At 71.7% G+C, this 14,265-nt stretch carries 17 protein-coding genes; 9 read left to right on the top strand and 8 right to left on the bottom strand.

Annotation, left to right across the window (positions count from 1 at the left end):
* Positions 1–23: 23 nt before the first annotated feature.
* The 3 genes from mhpA to V5O40_RS01340 are packed head-to-tail and all read right to left on the bottom strand — an operon-like array spanning position 24 to position 3,462.
* A complete protein-coding gene (mhpA, locus tag V5O40_RS01330) occupies positions 24–1,622 on the bottom strand; it encodes a bifunctional 3-(3-hydroxy-phenyl)propionate/3-hydroxycinnamic acid hydroxylase MhpA (RefSeq protein ID WP_332903696.1) in 1,599 nt (532 codons plus the stop codon).
* Complete coding sequence (locus tag V5O40_RS01335) at positions 1,619–2,605, bottom strand: VOC family protein (protein WP_332903697.1); 987 nt, start codon at positions 2,603–2,605, stop codon at positions 1,619–1,621. The genes mhpA and V5O40_RS01335 overlap by 4 nt, the downstream gene beginning before the upstream one ends.
* Positions 2,602–3,462 carry an alpha/beta fold hydrolase gene (locus tag V5O40_RS01340; RefSeq protein ID WP_332903698.1) on the bottom strand — a complete coding sequence of 287 codons (861 nt, stop codon included), beginning with the start codon at positions 3,460–3,462 and terminating at the stop codon, positions 2,602–2,604. Before V5O40_RS01340 ends, V5O40_RS01335 begins: the two co-directional genes overlap by 4 nt.
* Before the next feature lie 116 nt (positions 3,463–3,578).
* On the opposite strand from V5O40_RS01340, the gene V5O40_RS01345 reads away from it, so the two are divergent.
* The 9 genes from V5O40_RS01345 to V5O40_RS01385 all read left to right on the top strand — a co-directional run bounded on the left by V5O40_RS01345 (position 3,579) and on the right by V5O40_RS01385 (position 10,999).
* Complete coding sequence (locus tag V5O40_RS01345) at positions 3,579–4,208, top strand: TetR/AcrR family transcriptional regulator (protein WP_332903699.1); 630 nt, start codon at positions 3,579–3,581, stop codon at positions 4,206–4,208.
* Positions 4,205–5,020, top strand: a complete 816-nt coding sequence (locus V5O40_RS01350; protein ID WP_332903700.1) for a 2-keto-4-pentenoate hydratase — start codon at positions 4,205–4,207, stop codon at positions 5,018–5,020. The genes V5O40_RS01345 and V5O40_RS01350 overlap by 4 nt, the downstream gene beginning before the upstream one ends.
* Positions 5,020–5,958 (top strand): acetaldehyde dehydrogenase (acetylating), encoded by a 939-nt coding sequence (locus tag V5O40_RS01355; protein ID WP_332903701.1) that lies wholly within the window; start codon positions 5,020–5,022, stop codon positions 5,956–5,958. Before V5O40_RS01350 ends, V5O40_RS01355 begins: the two co-directional genes overlap by 1 nt.
* Positions 5,955–6,992 (top strand): 4-hydroxy-2-oxovalerate aldolase, encoded by a 1,038-nt coding sequence (gene dmpG, locus V5O40_RS01360; protein WP_332903702.1) that lies wholly within the window; start codon positions 5,955–5,957, stop codon positions 6,990–6,992. The genes V5O40_RS01355 and dmpG overlap by 4 nt, the downstream gene beginning before the upstream one ends.
* 120 nt (positions 6,993–7,112) lie before the next feature.
* Positions 7,113–7,391 (top strand): zinc finger domain-containing protein, encoded by a 279-nt coding sequence (locus V5O40_RS01365; RefSeq protein WP_332903703.1) that lies wholly within the window; start codon positions 7,113–7,115, stop codon positions 7,389–7,391.
* Between the two features lie 443 nt (positions 7,392–7,834).
* Complete coding sequence (locus V5O40_RS01370) at positions 7,835–8,866, top strand: L,D-transpeptidase family protein (protein ID WP_332903704.1); 1,032 nt, start codon at positions 7,835–7,837, stop codon at positions 8,864–8,866.
* A 273-nt stretch (positions 8,867–9,139) separates the two neighbouring features.
* Positions 9,140–9,847, top strand: a complete 708-nt coding sequence (locus V5O40_RS01375) for an AzlC family ABC transporter permease (protein WP_332903705.1) — start codon at positions 9,140–9,142, stop codon at positions 9,845–9,847.
* The gene (locus V5O40_RS01380; RefSeq protein ID WP_332903706.1) at positions 9,847–10,146 is read left to right on the top strand and encodes an AzlD domain-containing protein; all 300 of its coding nucleotides are present in this window, start codon (positions 9,847–9,849) and stop codon (positions 10,144–10,146) included. The genes V5O40_RS01375 and V5O40_RS01380 overlap by 1 nt, the downstream gene beginning before the upstream one ends.
* Before the next feature lie 112 nt (positions 10,147–10,258).
* On the top strand, positions 10,259–10,999 hold the full coding sequence (locus V5O40_RS01385) for an alanyl-tRNA editing protein (RefSeq protein WP_269740955.1): 741 nt from the start codon (positions 10,259–10,261) through the stop codon (positions 10,997–10,999).
* 7 nt (positions 11,000–11,006) lie between these two features.
* Here V5O40_RS01385 and V5O40_RS01390 read toward each other — a convergent pair whose 3' ends face one another.
* From V5O40_RS01390 to V5O40_RS01410, 5 genes are read right to left on the bottom strand one after another with little or no spacing between them, the layout of a single operon-like run.
* On the bottom strand, positions 11,007–11,612 hold the full coding sequence (locus tag V5O40_RS01390; RefSeq protein ID WP_332903707.1) for an O-methyltransferase: 606 nt from the start codon (positions 11,610–11,612) through the stop codon (positions 11,007–11,009).
* Positions 11,613–11,649: 37 nt separating this feature from the next.
* Positions 11,650–12,228, bottom strand: coding sequence for a dihydrofolate reductase family protein (locus V5O40_RS01395; RefSeq protein WP_332903708.1), 579 nt, complete (start codon positions 12,226–12,228; stop codon positions 11,650–11,652).
* Positions 12,225–13,424, bottom strand: a complete 1,200-nt coding sequence (locus V5O40_RS01400; RefSeq protein WP_332903709.1) for an RNA polymerase sigma factor — start codon at positions 13,422–13,424, stop codon at positions 12,225–12,227. The genes V5O40_RS01395 and V5O40_RS01400 overlap by 4 nt, the downstream gene beginning before the upstream one ends.
* A gap of 17 nt (positions 13,425–13,441) precedes the next feature.
* A complete protein-coding gene (locus tag V5O40_RS01405) occupies positions 13,442–13,795 on the bottom strand; it encodes a YciI family protein (RefSeq protein ID WP_332903710.1) in 354 nt (117 codons plus the stop codon).
* Between the two features lie 34 nt (positions 13,796–13,829).
* Positions 13,830–14,231, bottom strand: coding sequence for a DUF6069 family protein (locus V5O40_RS01410; RefSeq protein ID WP_332903711.1), 402 nt, complete (start codon positions 14,229–14,231; stop codon positions 13,830–13,832).
* Positions 14,232–14,265 lie beyond the last annotated feature (34 nt).

Genomic DNA, 14,265 nt, shown 5'->3' on the forward strand with positions numbered 1-14,265 from the left:
GCTCTCCTTGATGGTGGGGTGGGTCAGGGCGTCGTGGTGGTGGCGGGCGGGAGCGGCCGCTCGTCGACAGGCGGACCGGGCGCGGTGACGAAGGGCGGATCAGCCAGGCTGGTGTCACCGGCGGCGTAGACGATGGCATCGGGGCGCAGTGCGAGCACGGTGGCACGGTGTCGGCGTAGCCAGGGGACCAGGACGTCCTCGGTGTCCACGATCGTGCCGGGGGCGGGGGCCGAGCCGACAGGCGTGACCCGCAGGCACGCAACGCCGCTGGCCGCCCAGGCCGACCACGCCCGGGTGGGGCCGGTGTGCAGCACGGTCCAGCGACCGGCGAGCACGTCGTCGAGACGGGCGCGGTCACCGCCGTGCGTCCGTACCCAGGGCTGGGGGAGCTGCCTGCCGACCGCTCGGTTGTCGCCGCGGCGGTCCAGCAGGCCCTTCCGGTAGGCGTTGGCCGGGAACCATCCGGCCTCCTGCAGGTAGGCGCGGAAGGCCGGGACCCGCGTGAGGACCCGGAACGCGGCGTTGCGTACGGCCGTCAGCCCGGGGCGCCGCTCGGTGATGATGCGCCCGAAGCGCACCGCCTGGGCGGTCATCTCCCGCACGTGTGGTTTGCGCTCGACCTCGTAGCTGTCCAGCGCGTCGTCGGGTAGCTCGCCGCGCAGGACCGCGGCCAGTTTCCAGCACAGGTTGCCGGCGTCGCGTACGCCGGAGGACATGCCCTCGCCGATCCACGGCGGCATGGCGTGCGCCGCGTCGCCGGCGAGGAAGATCCGGCCGATGCGCCACCGGGAGGCGAAGCGGACGTGGTGGCTGTAGATGACCGCACGGAGGATCTCGACCTCGTCGGGTGTCCGGCCGTAGCGGCGCAGCAGCCGCCAGATGTAGTCGTGGCTGACCAGGTCCTGTTCGTCTTCGCCGGGCAGGACGGGGAACTCCCAGCGGTGGTGGCCCAGCGGGGTCGGGCAGTCCACGGCGGGTCGGGCGGGGTCGCAGTGGAAGCGCAGCCGGTCGACCGTGTCCCAGCCCCGCTTGATCTTGGTGTCGATGACGACCCACCGGTCGTGGTAGGTGCGGCCGTCGAAGCCGACGCCCAGCCGGGTCCGGATCGGGCTGGAGCCCCCGTCGGCGGCGACCAGGTACGCCCCCCGCAGGGTACGCACCGTGTCGTCGGCCAGGTCGCGGGCGGTGACCGTGACACCGTCGGCGTCCTGCTCGACGGACGCACAGTCGTGGCCGAGCAGGACCTCGACGTTCGGGTAGCGGGCCACCCCGTCGCGGAGGACCTGCTCCATAGCCGGCTGGTAGATGAACAGCTGCGGTGGGTGTCCGTTGCCCCGGGGGGCCGGCGCGAGGCTCAGGAACGACCGGCCGCGCGCGTCGACGAAGTCGATCGGCCGGCCGGCGAGCATGTCCTCCTTGAGCCGTTCGGCGAGGCCGGTGGCCTGCCAGATCCGGATCGTCTCCTCGTCGGTGGAAATCGCCCGGGCACGGGGATAGATCGCGGCGTCGCGCTCGACGACGGCGACCCGTAGGCCCATGCCGCCGAGCAGGTTGGCGGCGGTGACGCCGACCGGGCCGTAGCCGACGATGATCACGTCGTGGTCGTGCTGTTCGGTGTTCACGGGGTGGCTCCGCTGAGTGCCGGGACGGTGATCTCCGCTCGGCGCAGCGAGGCCGCGCCGTGGCGGAACTGGTTGAGCTTGTCGATGACGGTCTGGCCCTCGGGGGTGTGACCCCAGATGCTGATGCCCTGGTGGGTGGTGGGTTCCCAGGTGCTCTCGTCCACGGTGATCGGGTTCCAGCCGACCTCCCACTCGAAGCCGGACGGCGTCCGGACGTAGTAGGAGAGTTCCTTGTCGTTGGTGTGCTGCCCGACACCGAGGGCCATGGTGAAGCCCAACCGCTTGAGGCGCTGGTAGGAGGTGGTCATGTCGTCCAATGTGGCGACCTGCGTGTTCAGGTGCTGGATGGCGGTGCGGATCGGATCGACGCGCAGGCCTTCGGTGTTGGCCACGGCGACGGAGTGGTGGCGGCCGTTGACCCGCAGGAACCGGATCCGGAAGCGCACCCTGCTGATCGTCTCGACGATGAAGTCGCTCAGCCGAGCGTCGAGGAGGTTGTCGTAGTAGCGGTGGATAGCGTCCGGCCGCCGCGAGGTTATGGCGATGTGACCCATGCCGGCGTCGCCGGTGACGAAGCCGCTGGCCTGCATCCGCAATGGCACGGTGGTGGTGACGGCAGTGGTGTAGAGCTCCTGGACCAGGCCCTTCGGGCCGGGGAAGCGCACCAGCCGTTGCACGCCGCGCAGCGCCGCCTCCTCGTCGTGGCCGTGCTCGACGGTGACACCGCGGGTGGCGATGCGGGCGACAATGTCGTCGAACGCCTCGTGGTGGTCGACGTGCCAGCCGACGGTGGTCACGTCCTCGGCGGGCCCCCGTCGCAGCAGCAGCCGGCACTCGTGGTCGTCCAGCCGGAACCGCAGGTGATCGTGGTCGAGTCGGTCGACGTGCAGGCCGACGCCGTCGGCGCCGAAGCGCTGCCAGTCACCGAACCGGCGGGTCTCGATGCACAGGTAGCCCAGGCGGACCTTGCCGAACACGCTCATCGCTTGTCCTGGGAGAGGAAGGCGGTGGTGAGGGTGTTGAACAGGTCCGGGCGCTCCCACTGCACCCAGTGGCCGGTCCTGGCGACCAGGTACAGGTCACAGCGGGGCATCCGCTCGGCGAGCTGCCGCCCGCCGGACGGCCGGTTGACCCGGTCCTCGGCGCCCCACAGCACCAGCGTCGGCGTGGCGGCCCGGGTCAGCCGCTTGTCCCGCAGCAGGTCCATCCGGAGCAGCGTGCGTAGCCCGGCGGGCCGCCGGAGCGGCGGGTTGGCGACCACGTCCGGATCGATGCTCGCCTGGTACCGCGCCTCGATCATCTCGGCGGGGACGGCGCCGCCGTCGTAGACCAGGTCGTCGCGGATGAAGCGTTCGAGCTTCGTGCGGGTGGGGCCTTCGCCGGCGTAGTAGGCGAGCAGCCGCCTCAACCCGGGGGTCGGCGCGTGCCGGGTCGTGCCGATCCCGCCCGGGCCCATGAGGACCAGGCGCCGGACCCGGTCGGGCCGGTCCAGCGCCAGCCGCAGCGCGGCGGCTCCGCCGTAGGAGTTGCCGACCAGGTGGGCCTGTTCGATGCCGAGTGCGTCGAGGAGGCCACGTACGGCGGCCGCGAGGTCGCCGAACGGATCGCTCCGATCGACGATCTTGCTGGACCGGCCGTAGCCGGGCAGGTCCGGCACGACGACGCGGAAGCGCTGCGCCAGGGCGTCGACGTTGTGGGCGTAGTTCGACATCCCGGAGGCCCCCGGGCCGCCGCCGTGCAGCAGCACCACCGCCTCACCGGCACCACGTTCGGTGACGGCGACGTCCCGCGCGCCGACCCGCACCAGGCGTTGTTCCGCAGTGGGTTCCTCGACGCTCACGTGACCTCCCGCAGCCCGACCGTTACTGTAATGAACGTTACAGTTGTAGTGCCCGCTACGGTAAGCTTGACTGCGGACATCGTCAAGACATCGGCCGGAAACACAGGAGAGTGCGAATGAGGGAACCTCGAGGCGAACGCAAGCGCCGAGCCAACGGCGAGGAGTCCCGGCGACGCATCCTCGACGCCGCCGCCGAGGTCGCCGGCGTGCGTGGCTACGACGGCACGAGCATCGCGCTGGTCAGCGAGAAGTGCGGTCTACCCGCCAGCTCGATCTACTGGCACTTCAAGAACAAGGACGACCTCCTCGCCGCCGTCATCGAGCGCAGCTTCGACATCTGGGCCGACGCGCTCACCCTGCCCGGCGACGACACCGACCCGGCGCCGGACCGCGTTGCGGCACTGGCGGGCCAGGTCGCCAAGACCCTGCTGGACTCGCCCGACTTCCTCCGCCTCGGGCTAATGCTCACTCTCGAGCGCCGTCCCGAGGAGCCCAGCGCCCGACGCATGTTCCTGCAGGTCCGGGACACCGCCCGCGCGCGGCTCGCGGCCGTGCTCGCCACGCTCGCCCCGAGCGCCGACCGGGACGCGATCGAACTGGTCACCACGTACGCCATCGCCGCCGCCGACGGGCTCTTCATCGCCAAGGAGATCGGCGGCGACAGCGTCGACCTCATGCCGCTGTTCGACCTGCACGCCCGCGCTCTCCACGACGCCCTCGTCCGGCTGACCACGGAGACCTCATGACCGACGGTGACACCGACCGGGTCGCCGCGGCCTACCGCCGGCTGCGTACCGCCGCGCGGACCCGTACGCCGTGTGCCCCCGTGCGCGACCTCATCGGCCCGGACGACGAGAAACTCGCCTACGCGGTCCAGAGCCGGCTGACCGAGGCGCGGATCCGGGACGGCCGGCGGGCGGTGGGGCGCAAGGTCGGGCTCACCTCCGCGGCCGTGCAGCGTCAACTCGGCGTGGACCGGCCCGACTTCGGGATGCTCTTCGACGACATGGCGTGCGCGGAGTCCTGGCCGATCCGCCTCGACCGGCTGCTACAGCCCCGCGTCGAGGCGGAGGTCGCCTTCGTCCTGCGCGACGACATCACCGACCCGGCAGTCACCGCCGCCGCCGTCCGGAAGCGGGTCGCGTACGCCGCGGCCGCGCTGGAGATCGTCGACAGCCGGATCGCCGGTTGGGACATCACGTTCGCCGACACCGTCGCCGACAACGGCTCCAGCGGCCTGTTCGTCCTCGGCGCCGACCACGTGTCCCTCGACGCGTTCGAACCGGCGGCGGTCCAGATGACCATGTCGGTGAACAGTGCCGTCGCCTCGACAGGCTCCGGCCGGGCGTGCCTCGGCGACCCACTGCGGGCGCTCGCCTGGCTCGCCCGGACCGCCGTTTGTCACGGCAACCCGCTGCGGGCCGGCGAGATCGTCCTCTCCGGTGCCCTCGGGCCGATGGTCCCGCTCACCCCTGGCATGCGGGTCCGCGCACACCTCACCGGCCTCGGCACCGTCCAGGCCGTCTTCACCACTCCCGTCACGAAAGGCGGCAGCTGATGTCGCGTACGAAGGTCGCCGTCATCGGATCCGGCAACATCGGCACCGATCTGATGATCAAGGTGCTGCGTCTGTCGGACACGCTGGAGATGGCCGCGATGGTCGGCATCGACCCCGCTTCCGACGGCCTGGCCCGCGCCCGCCGCCTGGGCGTGCCGACCACCGCCGACGGCGTCGCCGGCCTGATCACGATGCCCGACTTCGCGGACATCGCCGTCGTCTTCGACGCCACGTCGGCGGGCGCGCACCGGGCCAACGCCGCCGCCCTCGCCCCGTACGGCAAGGCCCTCGTCGATCTCACCCCGGCCGCCATCGGCCCGTACGTCGTTCCCGCCGTCAACCTCGACGCCCACCTCGGCGCGGGCAACCTCAATATGGTCACCTGCGGGGGCCAGGCGACGATCCCCGTCGTCGCGGCCGTGTCCCGGGTGACGCCCGTGCCGTACGCCGAGATCGTCGCCTCCATCGCGTCGCGGTCCGCCGGTCCGGGCACCCGCGCCAACATCGACGAGTTCACCGAGACCACGGCCGCCGCCATCGAGCAGGTGGGCGGTGCCCGCCGGGGCAAGGCGATCATCATCCTCAACCCCGCCGAGCCCCCGATGATCATGCGCGACACCGTGCAGTGCCTCATCGGCCCCGCCGACCACGACGTCGTCCGCGCCAGCATCGAACAGATGATCAAAGAGGTTGCCGCGTACGTTCCCGGCTACCGGCTCAAGCAACCCGTGCAGTTCACCCCACTGGCGCCCGAGGAACCGGTCCAAACCCTGCTGCCCGACGACGGGACACCGGTCACCACCAAGGTGAGCGTCCTGCTCGAGGTCGAAGGCGCCGCCCACTACCTGCCCGCGTACGCCGGCAACCTCGACATCATGACCTCCGCGGCACTCCAGGTCGCCGAGCGCCGGGCCGCCGCCCAGGGAGCCATCCGATGACCGCCACCGCTGCCGTCCGTCGCCTGTTCATCCAGGACGTCACCCTCCGCGACGGCATGCACGCCACCCGGCACCGGATCACCCCGGTCGACGTCACCCGGATCGTCACCGCCCTCGACGCTGCCGGCGTCGACGGCATCGAGGTCACCCACGGTGACGGGCTCGCCGGCAGCAGCCTCACCTACGGCCCTGGTAGCCACACCGACCGGCAGTGGATCGAGGCGGCCGCGGCGGCGGTCACCCGCGCCCGCCTCACCACCCTGCTGCTGCCCGGCATCGGCACCATCCACGACCTCGAACAGGCCCACGCCCTCGGCGTACGGTCGGTCCGGGTGGCCACCCACTGCACCGAGGCGGACATCGCCGCCCAGCACATCGCCACTGCCCGCGAACTCGGCATGGACGTGTCGGGCTTCCTCATGATGAGCCACCTTGCCGAGCCCAAGGAACTCGCCACCCAGGCGAAGCTGATGGAGTCCTACGGTGCCCGCTGCGTCTACGTGACCGACTCGGGTGGGCGGCTCACCATGAACGGGGTCCGCGAGCGGGTTCGCGCCTACCGTGACGTCCTCGACCCCGCCACCGAGATCGGCATCCACGCCCACGAGAACCTGTCCCTCTCCGTGGCCAACAGCCTCGTCGCCGTCGAGGCGGGCGCCACCCGCGTCGACGCCTCGCTCGCCGGCCACGGCGCGGGCGCCGGGAACTGCCCGATCGAACCGTTCATCGCCGTGGCCACCATCCAGGGCTGGGAACACGGCTGCGACCTGTTCGCGCTCCAGGACGCCGCCGATGACATTGTCCGCCCGCTACAGGACCGGCCCGTCCGCGTCGACCGCGAGACCCTCACCCTCGGGTACGCCGGTGTCTACTCCAGCTTCCTGCGCCACGCCGAGACCGCTGCCCGGCGGTACGGTCTCGACACCCGGGACATCCTGCTCGAGGTCGGCCGACGCAAGCTGATCGGTGGACAGGAAGACATGATCATGGATATCACCCTCGACCTCGCCCAGGATGATCAGCGCATGAGGTGACCGACGACACCCGGGCGCCGGTCATCGGGGTCAGGGACGCGTGGAGCGGGTAACCGTCGCTGACCGGGCCCCCGTCCCGGGTGGCGGTTTGCTTCCTGCCCTCCCGGGAAGCTGACACGCATGCCTTCCGACCCGGGAACAGCGGCACGGCGCAACCTGGAGCGTGCGCGGCGGTCAGTCCAGCAGATCCACCAGGCGGCCGTCCGGCACCGCGACGCCAGCCTGCACGAGCTGGCCGACGAGATCAGCGAGATCGCCATGATGCTGGGCCACGACGCCGGCCCGGTCCAGGAGTGGCGTCCGTGCCCGGTCTGCGGGGCACAGCCCGGATCGCACTGCATCAAGCTCCCGGGACACCAGATCGTCGACGGGACACACCCGGAACGGACGAGGCTCTAGGCAACGACCGGCACGGCGGCCGTCCCCGAGCCGCCTCCCGGTTTCATCGCGAGCGGTGCGCGGGTACGACCCAGAGGTAAGGCGGTGTCGACCCGATCCGGGCGACAGACGCAGCTGAGGTAGCCGACATCCCGGTGGTCACGACCGGTCGGTGTCTCGACCGACCACGGGTTTGTCCAGTTCACCGGGCTGATCGAGACTGTCGGGGAGCGGTGCCGGCAGATGAGCGGTCATCATTTCCGCCCTTGCGGTGATCGCGGCGGCTGTCGGGTTCCTACCCCGGATTCCGTGCTCCCGGCGGTCGCCGGTCGCCCGCGGCGCTCCGCGCTGCCGGATCCGCCGGTGCCGGCCTACTCGTGAGGGCTGGTGAGCGCGATCGGCCGGCGGCACCGGCCCGCGGTGGTGCGCGACTCGCCGCCGTTGACGTGGTGGTCGGAGCGGCCGTGGGTGGTTTGCTGGGGTGGCTCGACCTCGACCTGAACAGGGTGATCGTCGGTGCGTTCGCGCTGCTGGACGGCGCGGAGCTGGTGGCCGGTCAGCCCGAGACGAAACCGGAGGAGGCAGGAGCGATGCGAAGGTTCGCCGGGCGGCTGGCGATCGTCGGGACGACTGTGCTCGCCGCAACCAGCGGATGCGGATCGGACAACGGGCAGCAGGCCGGGCCGACGGGCCCGCCCACCGTGGCGACGCCGAGCGTCACGACGCCGAGCGGTACGCCGCCGCGTACGAGCCCGCCAGCCGCCACACCACCGACCACCACCACACCACCGACCACCACCACACCACCGACCACCACCACACCACCGACCACCACCGGGCCACCGACCACACCGCCGGAAGCGCCGCCTGACGAACCCTCGCCCACCCCGTCCGGCACGGATCTGCTGCGGCGTGGTGACACCGGCGAGGCGGTCGAGACGGTGCAGCGGCGGCTGCGCGAACTCGGGTACTGGGTCGGCCCGGTGGACGGGGTCTTCGGCGAGTTGACCGAGCAGGCGGTCTACGCGGTCCAGAAGGCCGCCGGGGGCAGCCGGGACGGCATCGTCGGGCCCGACACCAGGGAAGCGCTCGACGAGGGCCTCCGCCCGTCGGCGCACAGCCGAAAGGGCCGGGTGGTCGAGGTGGATCTCGATCGGCAGCTGATGATGCTCGTCGACGACGGCGCCGTCGAGCAGATCTTCAGCACCTCGACCGGTACCTGGAAGTACTACACCCACGACGGTGAGCGCTACCTGGCGGACACGCCACGCGGACGTTGGGAGATCGGCTGGCAGGTGGACGGCTGGGACCCCGGCCCACTCGGCCGGCTGTACCGGCCGAAGTACTTTCACAGCCAGGGAATCGCCGTCCACGGCTATCCCGACGTTCCGCCGTACCCGGCTTCGCACGGTTGCGTCCGGGTGACCCTCGCCGCCATGGACTGGCTGTGGCGCACCGACCAGATGCCGATCGGCGCCACGGTCTGGGTCTACTGAGGAGCACGGACCGTGGTCGGCACCGGTGACGCGGCCGGTCGCTCGGGTCGGCGCCCCCCACGGCGGTGCCCACCTCGGTATTCTGCTCGGCGAAACGCCGTGAGGGCTGCCTGCGGACCGTCGCCACCCTCGCCCGCCGCGTGGAGTCGCCTGTCGGGGTGCGGCTCCGCCGGATTCTCGGTGCCACCGACCTCCGGCCGCGCCCGCCGCGATCCGGCGCGCGAGCCGGTGCGGTGTAGGGCTCACCGAGCAGTTACGCGAAGGGACGCCGACGTGGGTACGACAGGCATGATCGCGGATCGGGACTGGCCGAGAGCGCGTACCGCCGTCCTCCGCGACGCGGTCGGGGTGGGCGTGGCCGTCGGTGCGCTCGGGCTCTCCTTCGGCGCGCTGTCGGTACTTGCCGGTTTCTCCGTCGCGCAGACCTGTGCGCTGTCGCTGCTGATGTTCTCCGGCGCGTCGCAGTTCGCCGTCGTCGGGGTGCTGGGTGCCGGCGGCGGCGCATTGACCGGCGCGGCCACGGCGACCCTGTTGGGGGTACGCAACAGCCTCTACGGCCTGAACCTGGCGTCTCTGCTGCGACTGCGGGGGGTGCGGCGCCTGGTCGGCGCCCATCTGGTGCTGGACGAGAGTTCGGCGATGGCGATGGCCCGCACCGATCCCCGGGAGGCACGGCTGGCGTTCTGGGCCACCGGGATCAGCGTCTTCGTCCTCTGGAACATCGCCACGCTGGGCGGCGCGCTCGGCGCGCACGTGCTGCCCGACCCGGAGGCGCTCGGCCTTGACGTGGCCGCACCGGCGGCGTTCGTCGCCCTGCTGCTGCCGCGGTTGCGCGGCCGGCGGCTGTGGGCGCTCGCGGTCGCCGCGGCCGGGCTCGCGCTGGTCATGGTGCCGCTGCTGCCGGCCGGGACACCGGTGCTGGTGGCCGGGCTGACCGCCGTCGTCGCGGCGTTCGCCGCCCGTCGCACGGGTGGCCGCTGATGTGGACGGCGGTCCTGCTGGGCACCCTCGGGGTGTACCTGCTCAAGCTGGTCGGGCTGTGCGTACCGAAGTCGGTGCTGGAGCAGCCGCAGGTGCAGCAGGCGTCGGCACTGCTGCCGGTGGCGCTGCTGGCCGCCCTGGTGGCGGTGCAGACCTTCGCCACCGGCCACGATCTGGTGCTCGACGCGCGCGCCGCCGGATTCGCCGTCGCCCTGGTGGCGGCGTTGCTGCGGGCACCGTTCCTGCTGGTCGTCGCCCTGGGCGCCGGTACCGCGGCGGTGCTGCGTCTGATCACTTAGCGACACCGGACGTTCGTCGCCGGTGTCCACCGTACGAGTAGTCCTGATGACCATCCGAGTGCTGAAGGGAGACGGAGTGGCGGGTCGGTGACGGCCGCCCTCCCATCAACCTATGGGTATTGATCACCACGGCCGGACCCAACGGCTGGACTGGGCGGACGTCACCCTCCGCGAGTGGGACTGCACGGTGCTGTGGTCGGATCCGGCGGATCCCGAGCAGGGCATCGTGTTGGACCGCTCCGCGTTCTATCCCGGCGGTGGCGGTCAGCCACCGGACCACGGCGTGCTGATCTGGCAGGGCGTGCAGACGCGGATCGTCGGCACCCGCAAGGGCGACGACCTCTACCTGTTGCCCGCTCCGGGGGACCCGGTGCCGCCGGCCGGCGCCACGGTGACCGGTGCGATCGACGACGAGCGCCGTAGCTCGCTCATGCGTACCCACTCGGGTCTGCACGTGCTCTGCGGCACCGTCTTCCGCGACTTCAACGTCCTGGTGACCGGAAGCAACATGGAGCCCGGCGAGGCGCGGATGGACTTCAACCTGCCGGAGATCCCGCCGGGCTTCAAACAGAGCCTGGAGGACGCGGTGAACGCCGAGATCGCCGCGGATCGCAAGATCGTCGTGCGGATGCTCTCCCGGGAGGAGGCGGACGCGACCCCCGACCTGGTACGCACCCAGTTCAAGGCCCCTCCGGAACTGCCGCAGGTGCGGGTGGTGGACATCGTCGGCCTCGACGTGCAGGCCGACGGCGGTACGCACGTGGCGTCGACCGCTCAGATCGGCCGGGTCACCGTCACGAAGGTCGAGAGCAAGGGCCGGCAGAACCGGCGGGTCCGCATCAGACTGACGTGACACCGCACTAGCTGTACCGGCTCCGGGACGGGCGGCGGTCCGGCCGTCGGGTGCCGATGATCAGGCCGGTGCCGGCCGGGATCCGCGCCACGACGAGGCGGGGGTCGTCGGCCAGGCTCCGCTCGACCCGCAGCACCGCGGCACGGTGCTGCGGGTCGGTGTACCGGCCCAGCTCCATGTCGTCGACGACCAGCAGCCCACCGGGGGCCAGCGCGTCGATCGTCAGATCGAGGCCGGTCCACTTGCCGGCCACCGCGTCCGCGAAGATGAGATCGAAGCGGCCCAGCGTGGGCAGCAACGTCTCGGCGTCACCGGTGTGGACCGTCACGTACGGCGGCCAGTCGTCCGCCCGGACGGCAGCGGCCAGGGACTCGTCCACCTCGACCGTCTCCAGCCGCACGTCGCCGCGCTGGCCGAGCCCCTCCGCCAGCCAGGCGGTGCCGACACCCGTACCGGTGCCCAGTTCCAGGATCCGACCCTCCGGTGGGACCGCGGCCGCGAGCGTCGCCAGCAGCGGGCCCACCGGCTCCTCGCAGACGCCCGGAAAGCCGAGTTCGGACGCGCGGGCGAGCGCGCGACGCACCCGGGCGGGTACCTCGGTGTCGCCGGTCATGGACTCACCTCCGTTGGTTCCGGTCGTGGTGACGTGGTCAGCCGTGCAGGGCGGGGCGGTAGACGAGTTCCTGGATGTGACCGTCGAGGGTCCGGCTCTCGATCAGCTCCAGGTCGAAGTCGGCCGCGTCCTGGAAGATCGGCTCGGTGCCGGTCCGGCCCGTGATCACCGGGAAGATCGTCACCTGGACGCGGTCGACCAGACCGGCGGCCATCAGCGCCCGGTTCATCGACAGGCTGCCGTGCGACCGCAGGGGCACCTCGGACTCCTCCTTCAGCCGGGCGACGACGTCGACGGCGTCGCCGCGGGCGATCGTCGCGTCCGGCCAGTCGAGCGGCCCGTCGAGGGTGGACGACACCACCGTCGCCGGCAGGTGACGCATCCGGGTGACCCAGGCGTCCCGCACCTCGGACTCGTCGGTGCTCTCGGCCAGCAACCGCGCGAAGACCCGGTACGTGTCGGCACCGAAGACCATGCGCTGCCGCGGGCGGTACGCGGCGAGGCGGTGCGCGAGCAACTCGGGGCCCTGCTTGCCCCAGTAGCCGCCCCAGTCGCCACGGTGGGTGCCGAAGCCGTCGAGGCTGGCGAAGACGTCGAAGGTGTAGGTGGCGGTCATGATGTTCTCCTCGTGCGGGTGAGTTCGGTGCGACGCCGCTCCAGGTGGGCGCGTTCGGTCTCGTTGGTGGCCAGCGCGATGGCCTCGTCGTAGGCGGCCCGGCTGGCGGTGTCGCGACCGAGCCGGGCCAGCAGTTCGGCGCGGGTGGCGGGTAGCCGGTGGTAGCCGGGGAGGTCGATCTCCGCCAACGCGGCGAGGGCCCGCGCCGGCCCGTGTACCTCGGCCACCGCGACCGCGCGGTTGAGCGCGACGACCGGGGTCGGCACCAGCGCGAGCAGTTGGTCGTACAGTGCCAGGACCTGGCGCCAGTCGGTTGCGGCACCGTCGGTGTGCACCGCGCCGATCGCGGCCTGGATCTGGTACGGTCCGGGCCGGTTGCGGCGCAGGCAGCGGCGGACCAGTTCGTGGCCCTCGGCGATGAGCGTCCGGTCCCACAACGACCGGTCCTGCTCGGCCAGCGGCACCAGGTAGCCGGCCGGGTCGAGCCGGGCCGGCCGGCGTGCCTCGGTGAGCAGCAGCAGGGCGAGCAGGCCGAGCACCTCGGGTTCGTCGGGCATCAATGCGGCGAGTTCCCGGGCGAGCCGGATCGCTTCGCCGCACAGGTCCGTCCTGATCAGCGGCCCCGCGGTGGAGGTGTAGCCCTCGTTGAACATCAGGTAGAGCACCGTGAGCACGGGCGGCAACCGATCCGGCAACTCGTGTTCGGCGGGTACCCGGTACGGGATGCCGGCGTCACGGATCTTCTTCTTGGCCCGCACGATCCGCTGGGCGACGGTCGCCTCCTGGATCAGGTATGCCCGGGCGATCTCCGGTACGTCGAGGCCACCGAGCAGGCGCAGGGTGAGGGCGGTACGGGCGTCGGGGGCCAGCGCCGGGTGGCAGCAGGTGAAGATGAGTCGTAGCTGGTCGTCCCGCACCGGTCCCACCTCCTGGGGTTCGTCCTGTTGGTGCAGCAGCAGCGCCTCGGCGTGCCGGGCCTCGCGGGTCGTCTCCCGGCGGAGTCGATCGACGGCCCGGTTACGGGCGGTGGTCACGATCCAGGCGCCCGGGTTCGGCGGCAGGGTCTGCCACTTCTGCACCGCCGTGGCGAAGGCGTCCTGGACCGCCTCCTCGGCGAGGTGCAGGTCGCCGAGGAGGCGGGTGAGGGTGGCGACGCAGCGGCCGTACTCCGCGCGGTAGACGCTCGCCAGATCCATCTCGGGTGCCCGGCTCCTCAGGCCTGGGACAGGTCGTCGAAGGGGCGTACCTCGACCGGGCCGCAGGCCGCCGCGCACTTCTCGGCCCAGGCGAGGGCCTCGTCCAGGTCGGCGCACTTGAGGACCCAGAAGCCGGCGATGTGTTCCTTCGTCTCGGCGAACGGCCCGTCGCTCATGGTGGTGGCGCCGTTGTCGATCCGGACGACGGTGGCGGTGTCCGGCGACCGGAGTCCGCCGCCGAAGACCCAGGCGCCGGCGGCCTGCATCTCGTCGTTGATCCGACCGGTCTCCCGGAACATGGTCTGCATCTCCTCCTCGGACGGCTCCGGCGCGCCCTCGACGAAGTGCACGGACAGCAGGTACTGCTTCATGACGATCCTCCGGTGGTTCGGTTGGTGGGTGTGGTCAGGCGGCCAGGCGGCGCGCGACAGCGGGGATCACGATCGCGGCCGCGACCAGGTGGGTGAACATCAGCAGCGCCTTCGTCGCCGGACTGGCGTCGGCGAGCACGTCCGGCACCAGCGACAGCACGGTCAGCACCACCGTCGTACGGACGAAGGCACGCCGGGGATGCCGGGCGAAGCGGGACAGCAGCGCGGCGATGGCCACGCCGAGCAGCGAGAAGACCGCGGTCAGCACGCCGAACCCGGCGACCGGGATGGGGTCTCCGCCGATGTCGAGGCTGATTCCCGCCGCGTTGCCGGCGGCGGCGACGGCCATCGTGGCGACGCTGGCCGCAGCCGTGGCGACGACGCCGGCCCCGATGGTCGACGTGATGGCGCGGGTCGTGTTCGCGGTGGTGCTCATCGTGCCCTCCAGGCGGCGTGTGTCCCGGCTCGGT

It is taken from the genome of Micromonospora palythoicola, from assembly GCF_036689795.1.
In the GTDB taxonomy this organism is placed as follows: Bacteria; Actinomycetota; Actinomycetes; order Mycobacteriales; family Micromonosporaceae; genus Micromonospora; species Micromonospora palythoicola.